Below are 13,165 nucleotides of genomic sequence, written 5' to 3' on the forward strand. Positions count from 1 at the left end.
TCGGGGTGATTGAATAAATGGCAAAGGCACCTGTTCGTACACGTAAACGTGTAAGAAAACAAGTCTCTGACGGCGTGGCTCATATCCATGCTTCTTTCAACAACACCATTGTTACCATTACCGATCGTCAGGGTAATGCTTTGGGTTGGGCAACAGCTGGTGGTTCCGGTTTCCGTGGTTCTCGTAAATCCACTCCGTTCGCAGCTCAGGTTGCAGCAGAGCGCTGCGCTGACGCAGTGAAAGAATACGGTATCAAGAATCTGGAAGTTATGGTTAAAGGACCTGGTCCTGGTCGTGAGTCTACTATCCGCGCATTAAACGCGGCTGGTTTCCGCATCACTAATATTACTGATGTGACTCCTATCCCTCATAACGGTTGTCGTCCGCCGAAAAAGCGTCGCGTATAACGCTGCTTTTAGGTTTGTTGGAGAGAGAAAATGGCAAGATATTTGGGTCCTAAGCTCAAGCTTAGCCGTCGTGAGGGCACAGATTTATTCCTTAAATCTGGCGTTCGCGCGATCGATACCAAGTGTAAAATCGAACAAGCTCCTGGTCAGCATGGTGCGCGTAAGCCGCGTCTGTCTGACTACGGTGTACAGTTACGTGAAAAGCAAAAAGTTCGCCGTACTTACGGTGTTCTGGAGCGTCAGTTCCGTAACTATTATAAAGAAGCAGCACGCCTGAAAGGCAACACTGGTGAAAACCTGTTGCAACTGCTTGAAGGTCGTTTGGACAACGTCATTTATCGTATGGGCTTCGGCGCTACTCGTGCGGAATCCCGCCAGTTAGTTAGCCACAAAGCTATTATGGTAAACGGTCGCGTTGTTAACATCGCTTCTTATCAGGTATCTCCGAATGACGTTGTCAGCATCCGTGAGAAAGCTAAAAAGCAATCTCGCGTGAAGGCCGCTTTGGAGTTGGCTGAACAGCGTGAAAAGCCGACTTGGCTTGAAGTTGATGCTGCTAAGATGGAAGGTGTGTTCAAGCGTATGCCTGAACGTACTGATCTGTCTTCCGACATTAACGAACACCTGATCGTCGAGCTTTACTCCAAGTAAAGCTTAGTACCAAAGAGAGGACACAATGCAGGGTTCTGTGACAGAGTTTCTAAAACCGCGCCTGGTAGATATCGAGCAAGTCAGTTCGACGCACGCCAAGGTGACCCTTGAGCCTTTAGAACGTGGCTTTGGCCATACTTTAGGCAACGCACTGCGCCGTATTCTGCTTTCATCCATGCCGGGTTGCGCGGTGACCGAGGTTGAGATTGATGGTGTACTGCATGAGTACAGCACCAAAGAAGGCGTACAGGAAGATATCCTGGAGATCCTGCTCAACCTGAAAGGGCTGGCGGTGAGAGTTCAAGGGAAAGATGAAGTTATTCTTACCCTGAATAAGTCTGGCATTGGCCCTGTGACTGCAGCCGACATTACCCATGATGGTGATGTCGAAATCGTCAAGCCGCAACATGTCATCTGCCACCTGACCGATGAGAACGCTGCAATTAGCATGCGTATCAAAGTTCAGCGCGGTCGTGGTTATGTGCCGGCGTCTGCCCGAATTCATTCGGAAGAAGATGAGCGCCCAATTGGTCGTCTGTTAGTAGACGCATGCTACAGCCCTGTAGAGCGAATTGCCTACAATGTTGAAGCAGCGCGTGTAGAACAGCGTACTGATTTGGACAAGCTGGTTATCGAAATGGAAACCAACGGTACGATCGATCCTGAAGAGGCGATTCGTCGTGCGGCAACCATTCTTGCTGAACAACTTGAAGCTTTCGTTGATTTACGTGATGTACGTCAACCGGAAGTCAAAGAAGAGAAGCCGGAATTCGATCCAATCCTGCTGCGCCCTGTTGACGATCTGGAATTGACTGTCCGCTCTGCTAACTGCCTTAAAGCAGAAGCAATCCACTACATCGGTGATCTGGTACAGCGTACCGAGGTTGAGTTACTTAAAACACCTAACCTGGGTAAAAAATCTCTTACTGAGATCAAAGACGTACTTGCGTCCCGTGGTTTGTCTCTGGGCATGCGCCTGGAAAACTGGCCACCAGCAAGTATTGCTGACGAGTAACCGGATCACAGGTTAAGGTTTTACTGAGAAGGATAAGGTCATGCGCCATCGTAAGAGTGGTCGTCAACTGAACCGTAACAGCAGCCACCGACAGGCTATGTTCCGTAACATGGCCGGCTCTTTGGTTCGTCATGAGATCATCAAGACGACCCTGCCGAAAGCGAAAGAGCTGCGTCGCGTTGTTGAGCCGCTGATTACTCTTGCCAAGACCGACAATGTTGCAAATCGTCGTCTGGCATTCGCCCGTACTCGTGATAACGAGATCGTGGCAAAACTGTTTAATGAACTGGGTCCGCGTTTCGCGAGCCGTGCTGGTGGTTACACTCGTATTCTTAAGTGTGGCTTCCGTGCAGGCGACAATGCGCCGATGGCATACATCGAGCTCGTTGATCGTGCAGAGTCAAAAGCAGAAGTAGCAACTGCTGAATAATCTGTAGATGCATGAAAAAACCGGGCTTTTGCCCGGTTTTTTTACATCTAAAATTCACGTTTCTAAACCTTTTCTTCCCAGTTTTCACCATGCTAAATTCCACTCTCTTTTCCAGCGCGTCGCTTCCAGCTATGATCTAAGATGGCCCGTTCAATGTGACAAAGGCGAAATCATGTTTCTAATTGATCAGTGGGTTGAAAAGCACATCAAAGATGCTCAGGAAAAGGGTGAATTTGATAACCTTCCTGGAAATGGGCGTCCCGTTATCATTGATGACGAGAGCGCAGTTCCGGAGGAGCTCAGAACGTCCTATCGTATCTTGAAAAATGCAGGCTATTTGCCGCCTGAGTTGCAGGATCGAAAAGAGGCGATCGATTTGGATCATCTACTGAACATATTAGACAGTGATGATCCAAAGTTTCTTCCCGCAGAAAAGCGTCTGAAGGTTTTACAAATGCGTTTACAGCAGGCAGGTATGAACACTGACTTTCTTCGGGGGCATTACAAAAATGCACTGAAGGATAAATTGAGAGGGAAATAGACATGTATAAAATTGGTGAACTTGCCAGGCTGGCCAGCGTGTCCACAGATACTATTCGTTACTATGAAAAGCAGGGAATGATGGGAACGGGCACACGTAATACATCAGGTTATCGGCAATATGATGAAAGCGATGTGCAGCGCTTACGCTTCATCCGCTATGCCAAATCTACAGGTTTTACGCTTGATGCAATCAAGGAGTTACTTTCTATTCGAATCGATCCTTTGCATCATACTTGTCAGGAGTCAAAGTCTATTGTGGATGAACGACTCGCAGAGGTTGAGCTTAAATTAAAGGAGCTTAATCAGATGCGTGAATCCCTGCAAAGATTGAGTGCCGCTTGTTGTGGCTCCTCACATACGAGCGTAAGTTGCTCTATTTTAGAAGCATTAGAGGATGGAGCGGGTAAAGTAGCTTGAATGTTCTGGTCGTATAATAGCCACTTTCATAGTCAGGATTATAGCAGTATGATGTGTGCGCATTTTGTTCACTACTATTAATCATATCGAGGTTTTATGAGCCATTATAAGCATCAAAAAGGCATCATTCAGAATAACGCGTTACAAGCGCTTCTTCATGATCCACTGTTCAAACAGCGTGTTGAGAAAAATCAAAAAGGGAAAGGGAGCTACCGTCGCAAAGAGAAAAATGGGAAGGGGAATTATCTGGAGGGCAGTGTTGAGTGTTCGTTTGAGTATTCAACACTGCCCTTCTAATCAGTCTAAGCAGAATTACAGTTTCGGTGCCTGCTGCTCTTTCAGCAAATCACGAATTTCCGCTAACAGAGTTTCTTCCGCTGTTGGTTTAGGTGGTGCAGCGGGCTTATCTTCCTGCTTACGACGCATTTTATTCATCAAGGTAATTGCGCAGAATATGGCCAGTGCAACAATGATGAAATCAAACACGTTCTGAATGAATACCCCGTAATGCATGACTACTGCGGGTGCTGCTCCCTGGGCCTCCCTGAGGACAAAAGCAAACTGCTTAAAATCAACTCCGCCAATCAGCAAGCCTAGCGGTGGCATAATAATATCAGCGACAAATGACGATACTATTTTGCCAAAAGCGGCGCCGATGATAACACCGACTGCCAGGTCGACCACGTTGCCGCGCATGGCAAACTCACGAAACTCTTTCATAAAACTCATAAATACTCCTTGGCAAATTCATCAAATATGTCAAACCAAGTAAAGACCATTTGCAGGGTCTTCGCTACAAAACTTCTCATCTGAAACTCAATTAACGCTAAATTCGATTAACAAAAGGTGCAATTTATAAGAAGAATGGGCTTGGCTGGAACAGCCGTTCAACATCCCTGACAAACTTCTTATCGGTAATAAACATCACAACATGGTCACCCTGTTGGATCCTGCTGGTGCCGTTGGCAATAATAACCTCATTACCGCGCACAATAGCCCCAATCGTTGTACCGGGTGGCAGTTTGATTTGTTCCACGGTACGACCCACAACTTTTGATGTTGTCTCATCGCCATGTGCAATTGCTTCAATGGCTTCCGCGACACCGCGTCTCAGCGATGAAACACTGACGATGTCTGCTTTTCTGACGTGTCCAAGCAACGCTGAAATCGTTGCCTGCTGAGGCGAAATTGCAATATCGATGACGCTGCCCTGCACCAAATCGACATATGCACTGCGCTGGATGAGAACCATCGCCTTTTTCGCGCCCATCCTCTTGGCCAGCATTGCGGACATGATGTTCGCTTCATCATCATTGGTAATAGCGATGAATACATCCACTTGTTCAATATGCTCTTCAGCCAGCAATTCCTGATCCGAGGCATCACCGTAGAAGACAATCGTATCTTGCAATATCTCTGCAAGCTCTGCGGCTCGCTGCTGATCCCGCTCGATGAGTTTTACGCTGTAATTCTTCTCTAGCCGTTGTGCAAGCCCCGCCCCGACATTGCCGCCACCTACGATCATGATTCGTTTATAAGGCTTTTCGAGCCTCTGAAGCTCGCTCATGACTGCACGGATATGCTGAGAAGCAGCCACAAAGAATACTTCATCACCGGCTTCGATAATGGTTGAACCCTGGGGGCGAATAGGACGATCCTGGCGGAAAATGGCTGCAACCCGCGTTTCAATGTGCGGCATGTGTTCACGCATTGAAGAGAGTGCATTACCGACTAAAGGCCCACCGTAATAGGCTTTTACCGCCGCAATACTGACTTTGCCTTCTGCGAAATTCACCACCTGTAGTGCACCCGGATACTCAATGAGTTTGTAGATATAATCCGTGACCAGTTGCTCCGGAGAAATCAGGTGGTCGATAGGCACGGCTTCCGGATGGAAAAGTTTTTCAGATTCACGGATATATTCAGTTGAACGGATACGGGCAATGCGGTTTGGTGTGTTAAACAGTGAATAGGCAATCTGGCAGGCGACCATATTAGTTTCATCGGAATTCGTCACAGCCACCAGCATATCTGCATCTTCGGCGCCGGCTTCGCGAAGTACACGAGGGTGAGAACCGTGCCCCTGGACTACACGCAGGTCAAACTTATCCTGAAGCTGACGCAGCCGGATGGTATTCGTGTCGACAACCGTGATGTCGTTGTTTTCACCTACCAGGTTTTCGGCAAGTGTTCCGCCAACTTGCCCGGCCCCGAGAATGATTATTTTCATATGACTCTCTGCTTTGCCTCGAAGGTATTAGCCTGAGTAAACAGCACTAATACGAGATATTCAGCTTTTAACAAGTTTAGCGTAATAGAATCCATCGCCATCTTCAGGATGTGGAAGATTCTGTCGGCCCGGTTTTTCCATCGTTCCGGTTTCAACCAGCGTAGCATCCTGATGTGATTCGAGGAATGAGGCTATTTGCTGGCAGTTTTCATCCGGCAAAATCGAACAGGTGGCGTACACCATGATCCCTTTACTTTTTAGCCGTGGCCAGATGGCATCAAGAATTTCTTTTTGGAGGCTGGCGAGTTCGGCAATATCACTGTCTCTGCGCAGCCATTTGATGTCAGGATGCCGGCGGATAACGCCCGTCGCTGAACAGGGGGCATCGAGAAGAATGCGGTCGAAAATGCGATCACCTGCCCACATCTGCGGCTCGCGCCCATCGCCTTGCTTCACTTCCGCGCTGAGTTTCAAACGCTGAAGGTTTTCATGAACACGTTTCAAACGTTGCTCATCCACATCAACAGCGAGAACATGCGCTTTAGGTGCAGCTTCCAGAATATGGGTAGTTTTCCCGCCCGGCGCGCAACATAAGTCGAGGATCAATTCGCCATTCTGTGGATCCAGCAGATCAACACTGCCTTGTGCCGAAGCATCCTGAACGGTGACCCAGCCTTCTGTGAATCCCGGAAGAAGGTTTACCTGACATGGCGTGTTCAGCCGTAATGCATCGCGGTATTCCGGATGCGGAACTGCTTCGATGTGTACTTCGTTTAACAGGTGTAGGTACTCGTCGCGTGTGTGATGCTGCCTGTTGACGCGCAGCCACATCGGCGGCCTTTGATTATTGGCATCAACGATACTTTCCCAGTCAGTGGGGTAAGCTTTTTTCAGGCGGTTAAGAAGCCAGCTCGGGTGGAGATGGCGGCTGTCATTGTTGGCCATGCGTTGAAGCAATTCTTCCTGCTGCCGCTGAAACTGACGCAACACGCCGTTGATCAGACCTTTTAACTGAGGGCGTTTTAGCGCAACGGCACCGTCAACAGTTTCAGCCAGTACGGCGTGTGCCGGAATCCGGGTATGGATCAGCTGATACAGACCCACCATCAGTAAGTAATGCAATGTTCTTTGCTTACCAGTGAGAGGTTTTGCCATCAGTTGCTGCAAGCACCATTCCAACTGTGGGAGGACGCGAAGCGTACCAAAGCACAGCTCCTGAAGGAGTCCGCGATCTTTTTCTGAGACGTTTTTCTGCAGACCAGGAAGAACAGTGGACAGGGATAATCCTTTGTCCAAAACCTGGCTGATGGCTTGAGCGGCAATGCTACGGAGATTATAGGCTGTTTTCATAGTCAAAAAAGCTGACCGGAGCCAGCATTATCAAAGAGATAAGGCCCGACGAAATATCGGGCGTAGTCGTTATGGTCAGGCTAAACGCGTGCCTTCGATAAACCATTCGCGACGAGAGTTCAGCAAATCCTGTGCGGACATTGCTTTTTTACCTGAGGGTTGTAACTGGGTGATGTTCAGGATGCCATCGGATGTTGCAATCTGAATACCCTTTTTGTCGGCAGCAACAATAGTCCCGGGTGCAGCGCTGCTTTTTCCTGACAGACATTCAGCCTGCCAGACTTTCACAGGCTGATCATCAATCATAAAGAAGCTGACGGGCCATGGGTTAAATGCACGAATACAGCGTTCAAGTTGTTCGGCCGATAGATTCCAGTCTAAGCGGGCTTCTTCCTTGCTGAGTTTCTCAGCGTAGGTTACGTGCTCTTCGCTTTGAACTTCAGGTTTTGCTGAGCCGTTCGCCAACTGCTGTAATGTTTCAAGCATACCCTGTGGGCCCAGCTCAGCCAGCTTGTTGTAAAGCGATGCGCTGGTATCCTCGGGGAGAATGTCACATTCTACTTTGTGCAGCATATCGCCGGTATCAAGGCCGACATCCATCTGCATGATGGTGATACCTGTTTTTGTATCACCTGCCCAAAGAGATCGCTGAATCGGTGCTGCGCCACGCCAGCGTGGCAATAATGAGCCATGCACATTGATGCAGCCCAATTTCGGCATATCAAGCACGGCTTTTGGCAGGATCAAACCATAAGCAACGACTACCATAATGTCCGCCTCAAGCGCGGAAACCAGAGACTGATTCTCTTCCGGGCGCAAGGATTTAGGCTGGAAAACCGGGATGTCGTGGGTTTGAGCCAGAACTTTAACCGGACTTGCGGTAAGTTTATTACCGCGGCCAGCAGGGCGATCGGGCTGAGTGAAAACACCGACAACCTGATGTTCTGATGATAAAAGCGCGTCAAGATGACGCGCTGCAAAGTCCGGAGTACCGGCAAATATGATTCGCAAAGCAGTGTCCTGTGTTACACGAATATTAGTCAGCCCGTGCGTTCAGCTTGGCCATTTTTTCCATTTTCTGGCGAATACGCTGACGTTTCAACGGAGACAAGTAATCCACGAATAATTTACCTACCAGATGATCCATTTCATGCTGGATACAAATTGCCAGCAGATCATCGGCTTCGAGCTCGAAGGTTTTACCGTCACGGTCAAGCGCGCGGATTTTTACTTTTTCAGCACGCGGCACCAGCGCCCGTTGATCAGGGATCGACAGACAGCCTTCTTCAATCCCGGTTTCGCCGCTCTTTTCCAGCAATTCAGGGTTGATGAGAACCAGACGCTCGTCGCGGTTTTCAGAGACATCAATCACGATGATACGCTGATGAATATCGACCTGAGTTGCAGCAAGGCCAATGCCTTCCTCTGCATACATGGTTTCAAACATATCATCCACGATCTGCTGGATTTCAGCGTTAACTTCTTTGACCGGTTTTGCCGTTATGCGAAGCCGCTCGTCTGGGAAATGTAATATCTGTAATACGGACATATTTTTCTGGATCTTTATTCAATTGATTGAAGATATATAGACTCTATTCTAGACATTTCCTGCCCAGATTGACAGCATCCTCTGCCAATTGTATCAGTCGCTGAAAGGCCTTGAGAAGGGAATGGATAATGACATTACAGGAAGCATGGATACGTTTGTCGGTGGTAAAACGCCTCGATCCTCATCACGCTATGGGGATCATTCAGACCTTATTCTGCCGGGGCATTTATTCGTCCTCAGAATTAGCAAACAGTGGGCTTCTCCCCGAACAAATAGCCGATTTTCAGCATATTAATCAGCGCTGGTTAGTTGAATCATTGAAATGGCTGGAAGGAGAGAATTGTCATCTTATTACTTTTGGTAGCGAGTTTTATTCCCCGCTATTAGCACAAATATCCTCCCCGCCTCTGATTTTGTTCGCAGAAGGAGCCGCTGAATTACTGCTATCCCCGCAAATAGCGATGGTGGGAAGCCGCGATTACTCACATTATGGCGAACAATATGCACAGGTATTTGCAGGGGGCCTGGTCAGCAGTGGTTTTACCGTGACAAGCGGTCTGGCAATGGGAATTGATGGAATCAGCCATAAGGCAACACTAGAAGCTCAGGGTAAGACGATTGCTGTGTTGGGAAGCGGACTGATGAAGCGCTATCCACCCTGTCATCTGAAGCTCGCAGATCGCATCCTCGAGCAGGGAGGAGCTCTGGTTTCAGAACATCTGGTGACTGCGCCGCCTTTAGCAGCCCACTTTCCCCGCCGTAACCGGGTTATCAGCGGGTTGAGTGCGGGTGTACTTGTTATCGAAGCCACGCTGCGCAGCGGCTCATTGATTACTGCACGCTATGCACTGGAGCAAGGAAGGGAAGTGTTCGCGTTGCCAGGCCCGCTGGGAAGTGCAACCTGCGAAGGAACACACTGGCTTATTCAGCAGGGCGCTTATCTGGTGACTGAGCCCAATGATATCGCCGAACATATAGGAAGCGGGCTGACCTGGTTTCCAAATATCAAAGCGTCAGAATCCTTGAAAATGCCTCCGGATGGTCACTCTGATGCGTCAGAGGTGAATATTTGTGCGCCAGATAGCGAAGTTGAATTGCCATTTGCTGATGTGTTGGCTAACGTAGAATATGAGGTGACATCTGTTGACGTCGTCGCCGAACGTGCCGGCCAACCTGTGCCAGAAGTTGTAGGTAAACTACTCGAACTGGAGTTAGCAGGATGGATCGCAGCTGTACCCGGCGGCTATGTCCGAATTAAGAGGGCAAGCCATGTTCGACGTACTAATGTACTTATTTGAAACTTACATTCACAACGAAGCGGAGATGAATGTTGACGAGGATAGGTTAACGGATGACTTGGCCGAGGCTGGTTTTCACCGGGCTGATATTCACAATGCGCTGAATTGGCTTGAAAAACTTGCGGATATGCAAGAGGGTGGAACCCCATCTTATATGCTGGATTCTGATCCTTCAGCATTACGTGTGTATACCGATGAGGAAACGAGTCGGTTAGATAGCAGTTGTCGTGGTTTTTTGCTGTTTCTGGAACAAATCAAAGTATTGAATTTCGATACCAGAGAGATGGTTATCGATCGTGTTATGGCTCTGGACACTGAAGAATTCGATCTTGAAGATCTGAAGTGGGTCGTGCTGATGGTTCTGTTTAATATTCCCGGATATGAAAGAGCGTATCAGCAAATGGAAGAGCTATTATTTGAAGTTAATGAAGGTTATCTGCACTAAGAGATAACAGGTAAAACGTAACATATGACAAAAGCAGCACTTTTTGCTGATAAGCAAAATGGATCCTGTCCAGCATGCGGGGCCGATTTGGTGATCCGTAGTGGTCGTCACGGCCCCTTTCTCAGTTGTTCATCCTACCCGCAATGTCAGTATGTTCGTCCCCTGAAATCACAGGCGGATGGGCATATTGTGAAAATCCTGGAAGGACAGGCATGCCCTGAATGTGACTCCACTTTGGTGCTGCGGCAGGGGCGTTACGGCATGTTCATTGGTTGCAGTCAGTATCCTGAATGCGATCATATTGAAGCTATCGATAAGCCAGAAGAAACTACTCTGGGCTGCCCGCAATGTGGAAAGGGTCATCTGTTACAGCGCAAATCACGTTTTGGCAAAGTATTCCACGCCTGTGATCGTTACCCGGAATGTCAGTTTGCCATCAATAATAAGCCAGTTGCAGGAGAATGTGTTCATTGCCATTACCCATTGTTGATGGAAAAGAAAACGGCTCAGGGGATTAAGTTATTCTGTGCCAGTAAATTGTGCGGCAAAGCCGTAGAAATAAAAGATAACGAACAAGATGAATAAAGAGACAGAAAAATCATTCAGTGCAGTGCTTGAGGCGCTTCACGGACAACATGTTATTGCTTATCCAACGGAAGCGGTTTTCGGGTTGGGGTGTGACCCAGATAGCGAACAAGCCGTCGAGGCATTGCTGGCGCTGAAAAAACGTCCAAAAGATAAAGGACTCATTCTGATTGCTGACAATTATCAGCAGCTCCTTCCTTATATTGATGACTCATCTTTAACGGAGCAACAGCTTGCGCATGTCGTTTCATTCTGGCCAGGCCCCGTTACCTGGGTTATGCCTGCAAAACCCTCGACACCTGATTGGCTTACCGGCCGTTTCACTTCGCTGGCGGTGCGTGTCACAGACCATCCTCTGGTAAAAGAACTCTGCCAAAAATTTGGAAAACCACTGGTTTCAACCAGTGCGAACCTGAACGGGCAACCTCCTTGCCGTTTGTCTGAAGAAGTCAGGCTTCAGTTTGGGAAAGATTTTCCCGTTCTGGATGGCGATGTAGGAGGAAGAGATAATCCATCTGAAATTCGGGATGCCCTCACTGGCAACCTTATTCGTCAAGGTTAACAAATGAAAGTCACGCCATCTTTTGCGGTATTTGGAAATCCGATCGGCCATAGCAAATCCCCTCGCATTCATGCGCTTTTCGCCCGTCAGACGGGGATCGATCACACATATGGCACGGTTCTGGCCCCGCAAGAAGCGTTTGAAGAGACGTTGCGTTCCTTTTTTGAAAACGGAGCGCTGGGGGCAAATATTACGGTACCTTTCAAAGAGCGCGCTTTTGCTGAGTCAGATGAGCTGACCGAGCGGGCTGCCATGTCGGGTGCTGTGAATACGCTTAAAAAGTTCGAAGATGGGCGATTGCTTGGGGATAACACCGACGGCATCGGCATGTTGAATGATCTTGAGCGGCTGGCGCTTTTAAAGCGAGGGGACCGGGTTCTTCTGATTGGTGCTGGTGGCGCTGCGCGTGGGGTGATACTTCCTTTACTGTACTATGGCTGCCCGGTTGTTGTTACTAACCGGACGTTTGAACGCGCACAGCACCTGAGCCATATTTTCGAAAAGAAAGGGAATATCCGGGCTATTGCTTTGGCCGATCTGGCTGATGAATCTTTCGATCTGATCATTAATGCTACTGCATCGGGTATTAAAGGTCAGATCCCAGAGATCCCCGAAAGTGTGCTGACGACGCAGACCCGCGTCTACGACATGTTTTATCAGTCGGGTTTAACGCCTTTTATCACCTGGGCGAAAAATAATGGGGTAACTCATTATGCAGACGGGCTGGGGATGCTGGTGGGGCAGGCAGCGCACGCTTTTTATCTGTGGCATGGGGTGATGCCCCAAATAGAACCAGTGCTTGAGGAGCTAAAGAAAGACTTGCTGGGGTGATTGTGAAATGCCTGAACAATCAGATTTATTACTGTTCAGGCAGTACGCTTCTTATTGCTCCTGTGAAAGATAGAGATCTTTCCATGTCACATAATTATTAGAAGAGTATGTCAGTCCTGCGAGTTCATCAGAAGTCAGTTCTCGTATCTGCTTAACAGGACTTCCTAAATAGAGGTAGCCACTTTCGAGTGTTTTCCCAGGTGGAACCAGACTGCCTGCGCCAATCATGACATCGTCTTCGACGATAGCCCCATCCAGCAGTATTGATCCCATTCCGACCAAAACTCTGTTTCCGATCGTGCAACCATGCAGCATCGCCTTATGCCCGACAGTGACGTCTTCCCCAATAATAAGAGGGTGCCCCTCGGGATTATGTCGTGACTGATGAGTCACATGGAGCACACTTCCATCCTGCACATTAGTCCGACAGCCGATAACCACATTATTCACATCACCACGTATCACAACCAGTGGCCAGATACTGACGTCATCAGCCAGATCCACATCGCCAATCACCACGCTTGAGGGATCCACCATCACTCTTTCACCCAATGTTGGTGTTAATCCCTGATAAGAACGTAAAGTCTGAGACATCTGAAGTACCCCGTAAGTGAGTATTAATCTTGGCAATATAGTTCGGGTCGGGGGAAATACCAATTGAGGGGCGATAAGATCGGCGTTAAAAGCAGCAGATCGGGTGAGATCTCTGCGAAGGGGTCGAAAAATACGCAGTCGATCCTTTTATTGGAAAAAAGGCTTGTGCAAAAAATTCGGATCCCTATAATGCCGCTCCATCGACAGGGAACAACGTGAACAACATCACGAAGTGACCGGGTCGGAAAGATTAAAAAC

At 48.4% G+C, this 13,165-nt stretch carries 18 protein-coding genes; 12 read left to right on the top strand and 6 right to left on the bottom strand.

Annotated elements, in window-relative coordinates:
• The first annotated feature begins 17 nt into the window (after positions 1-17).
• The 7 genes from rpsK (at position 18) to DXU84_RS23330 (ending at position 3,760) form a co-directional block, all read left to right on the top strand.
• On the top strand, positions 18-407 hold the full coding sequence (gene rpsK / locus DXU84_RS23300; RefSeq protein WP_004929731.1) for a 30S ribosomal protein S11: 390 nt from the start codon (positions 18-20) through the stop codon (positions 405-407).
• Positions 408-437: 30 nt separating this feature from the next.
• A complete protein-coding gene (rpsD, locus tag DXU84_RS23305) occupies positions 438-1,058 on the top strand; it encodes a 30S ribosomal protein S4 (RefSeq protein WP_013573705.1) in 621 nt (206 codons plus the stop codon).
• Between the two features lie 25 nt (positions 1,059-1,083).
• Entirely contained in the window at positions 1,084-2,073 is a 990-nt protein-coding gene (gene rpoA / locus DXU84_RS23310; protein ID WP_002919219.1) for a DNA-directed RNA polymerase subunit alpha, read from the top strand.
• Positions 2,074-2,113: 40 nt separating this feature from the next.
• Positions 2,114-2,503 carry a 50S ribosomal protein L17 gene (rplQ, locus tag DXU84_RS23315; protein ID WP_013573706.1) on the top strand — a complete coding sequence of 130 codons (390 nt, stop codon included), beginning with the start codon at positions 2,114-2,116 and terminating at the stop codon, positions 2,501-2,503.
• Positions 2,504-2,675: 172 nt separating this feature from the next.
• Positions 2,676-3,044 (top strand): DUF1992 domain-containing protein, encoded by a 369-nt coding sequence (locus tag DXU84_RS23320; RefSeq protein ID WP_013573707.1) that lies wholly within the window; start codon positions 2,676-2,678, stop codon positions 3,042-3,044.
• Positions 3,045-3,046: 2 nt separating this feature from the next.
• The gene (zntR, locus tag DXU84_RS23325) at positions 3,047-3,463 is read left to right on the top strand and encodes a Zn(2+)-responsive transcriptional regulator (protein ID WP_013573708.1); all 417 of its coding nucleotides are present in this window, start codon (positions 3,047-3,049) and stop codon (positions 3,461-3,463) included.
• 96 nt (positions 3,464-3,559) lie between these two features.
• The gene (locus DXU84_RS23330; RefSeq protein ID WP_153376731.1) at positions 3,560-3,760 is read left to right on the top strand and encodes an alternative ribosome-rescue factor A; all 201 of its coding nucleotides are present in this window, start codon (positions 3,560-3,562) and stop codon (positions 3,758-3,760) included.
• A gap of 15 nt (positions 3,761-3,775) precedes the next feature.
• On the opposite strand, the gene mscL is transcribed toward DXU84_RS23330, so the two are convergent.
• The 5 genes from mscL to def form a co-directional block, all read right to left on the bottom strand.
• On the bottom strand, positions 3,776-4,192 hold the full coding sequence (gene mscL / locus DXU84_RS23335) for a large-conductance mechanosensitive channel protein MscL (RefSeq protein ID WP_013573710.1): 417 nt from the start codon (positions 4,190-4,192) through the stop codon (positions 3,776-3,778).
• Between the two features lie 124 nt (positions 4,193-4,316).
• Positions 4,317-5,693: a Trk system potassium transporter TrkA gene (gene trkA, locus DXU84_RS23340; RefSeq protein ID WP_013573711.1), complete on the bottom strand. Its 1,377-nt coding sequence runs from the start codon at positions 5,691-5,693 to the stop codon at positions 4,317-4,319.
• Between the two features lie 60 nt (positions 5,694-5,753).
• On the bottom strand, positions 5,754-7,043 hold the full coding sequence (gene rsmB, locus DXU84_RS23345; RefSeq protein ID WP_112152591.1) for a 16S rRNA (cytosine(967)-C(5))-methyltransferase RsmB: 1,290 nt from the start codon (positions 7,041-7,043) through the stop codon (positions 5,754-5,756).
• 75 nt (positions 7,044-7,118) lie between these two features.
• A complete protein-coding gene (fmt, locus tag DXU84_RS23350) occupies positions 7,119-8,078 on the bottom strand; it encodes a methionyl-tRNA formyltransferase (protein ID WP_173362077.1) in 960 nt (319 codons plus the stop codon).
• A 1-nt stretch (position 8,079) separates the two neighbouring features.
• Positions 8,080-8,592 carry a peptide deformylase gene (gene def / locus DXU84_RS23355; protein ID WP_013573714.1) on the bottom strand — a complete coding sequence of 171 codons (513 nt, stop codon included), beginning with the start codon at positions 8,590-8,592 and terminating at the stop codon, positions 8,080-8,082.
• Positions 8,593-8,720: 128 nt separating this feature from the next.
• Here def and dprA point away from each other — a divergent pair, with 128 nt between their 5' ends.
• Genes dprA through aroE form a run of 5 tightly spaced genes read left to right on the top strand, consistent with a single transcriptional unit; the run spans position 8,721 to position 12,313 of the window.
• The gene (dprA, locus tag DXU84_RS23360) at positions 8,721-9,890 is read left to right on the top strand and encodes a DNA-protecting protein DprA (protein ID WP_013573715.1); all 1,170 of its coding nucleotides are present in this window, start codon (positions 8,721-8,723) and stop codon (positions 9,888-9,890) included.
• Positions 9,862-10,335, top strand: coding sequence for a DUF494 family protein (locus DXU84_RS23365; protein ID WP_013573716.1), 474 nt, complete (start codon positions 9,862-9,864; stop codon positions 10,333-10,335). Before dprA ends, DXU84_RS23365 begins: the two co-directional genes overlap by 29 nt.
• A 24-nt stretch (positions 10,336-10,359) precedes the next feature.
• Entirely contained in the window at positions 10,360-10,920 is a 561-nt protein-coding gene (locus tag DXU84_RS23370) for a type I DNA topoisomerase (RefSeq protein ID WP_013573717.1), read from the top strand.
• Entirely contained in the window at positions 10,913-11,482 is a 570-nt protein-coding gene (gene tsaC, locus DXU84_RS23375) for an L-threonylcarbamoyladenylate synthase type 1 TsaC (RefSeq protein ID WP_013573718.1), read from the top strand. The genes DXU84_RS23370 and tsaC overlap by 8 nt, the downstream gene beginning before the upstream one ends.
• Positions 11,483-11,485: 3 nt before the next feature.
• Positions 11,486-12,313, top strand: coding sequence for a shikimate dehydrogenase (gene aroE / locus DXU84_RS23380; RefSeq protein ID WP_153376732.1), 828 nt, complete (start codon positions 11,486-11,488; stop codon positions 12,311-12,313).
• A gap of 51 nt (positions 12,314-12,364) precedes the next feature.
• Here aroE and DXU84_RS23385 read toward each other — a convergent pair whose 3' ends face one another.
• On the bottom strand, positions 12,365-12,907 hold the full coding sequence (locus DXU84_RS23385) for a gamma carbonic anhydrase family protein (RefSeq protein ID WP_013573720.1): 543 nt from the start codon (positions 12,905-12,907) through the stop codon (positions 12,365-12,367).
• Positions 12,908-13,165 lie beyond the last annotated feature (258 nt).

It is taken from the genome of Rahnella sp. RcJ3 (assembly GCF_009498575.1).
In the GTDB taxonomy this organism is placed as follows: domain Bacteria; phylum Pseudomonadota; class Gammaproteobacteria; order Enterobacterales; family Enterobacteriaceae; genus Rahnella; species Rahnella aceris.

Coding starts and splice junctions, on each gene's coding strand:
- aroE (WP_153376732.1), top strand. CDS start 11,486: ATGAAAGTCACGCCATCTTTTGCGGTATTTGGAAATCCGATCGGCCAT.
- rpsK (WP_004929731.1), top strand. CDS start 18: ATGGCAAAGGCACCTGTTCGTACACGTAAACGTGTAAGAAAACAAGTC.
- DXU84_RS23385 (WP_013573720.1), bottom strand. CDS start 12,907: ATGTCTCAGACTTTACGTTCTTATCAGGGATTAACACCAACATTGGGT.
- mscL (WP_013573710.1), bottom strand. CDS start 4,192: ATGAGTTTTATGAAAGAGTTTCGTGAGTTTGCCATGCGCGGCAACGTG.
- rsmB (WP_112152591.1), bottom strand. CDS start 7,043: ATGAAAACAGCCTATAATCTCCGTAGCATTGCCGCTCAAGCCATCAGC.
- zntR (WP_013573708.1), top strand. CDS start 3,047: ATGTATAAAATTGGTGAACTTGCCAGGCTGGCCAGCGTGTCCACAGAT.
- dprA (WP_013573715.1), top strand. CDS start 8,721: ATGACATTACAGGAAGCATGGATACGTTTGTCGGTGGTAAAACGCCTC.
- DXU84_RS23370 (WP_013573717.1), top strand. CDS start 10,360: ATGACAAAAGCAGCACTTTTTGCTGATAAGCAAAATGGATCCTGTCCA.
- rplQ (WP_013573706.1), top strand. CDS start 2,114: ATGCGCCATCGTAAGAGTGGTCGTCAACTGAACCGTAACAGCAGCCAC.
- DXU84_RS23320 (WP_013573707.1), top strand. CDS start 2,676: ATGTTTCTAATTGATCAGTGGGTTGAAAAGCACATCAAAGATGCTCAG.
- tsaC (WP_013573718.1), top strand. CDS start 10,913: ATGAATAAAGAGACAGAAAAATCATTCAGTGCAGTGCTTGAGGCGCTT.
- DXU84_RS23365 (WP_013573716.1), top strand. CDS start 9,862: ATGTTCGACGTACTAATGTACTTATTTGAAACTTACATTCACAACGAA.
- rpoA (WP_002919219.1), top strand. CDS start 1,084: ATGCAGGGTTCTGTGACAGAGTTTCTAAAACCGCGCCTGGTAGATATC.
- def (WP_013573714.1), bottom strand. CDS start 8,592: ATGTCCGTATTACAGATATTACATTTCCCAGACGAGCGGCTTCGCATA.
- rpsD (WP_013573705.1), top strand. CDS start 438: ATGGCAAGATATTTGGGTCCTAAGCTCAAGCTTAGCCGTCGTGAGGGC.
- DXU84_RS23330 (WP_153376731.1), top strand. CDS start 3,560: ATGAGCCATTATAAGCATCAAAAAGGCATCATTCAGAATAACGCGTTA.
- trkA (WP_013573711.1), bottom strand. CDS start 5,693: ATGAAAATAATCATTCTCGGGGCCGGGCAAGTTGGCGGAACACTTGCC.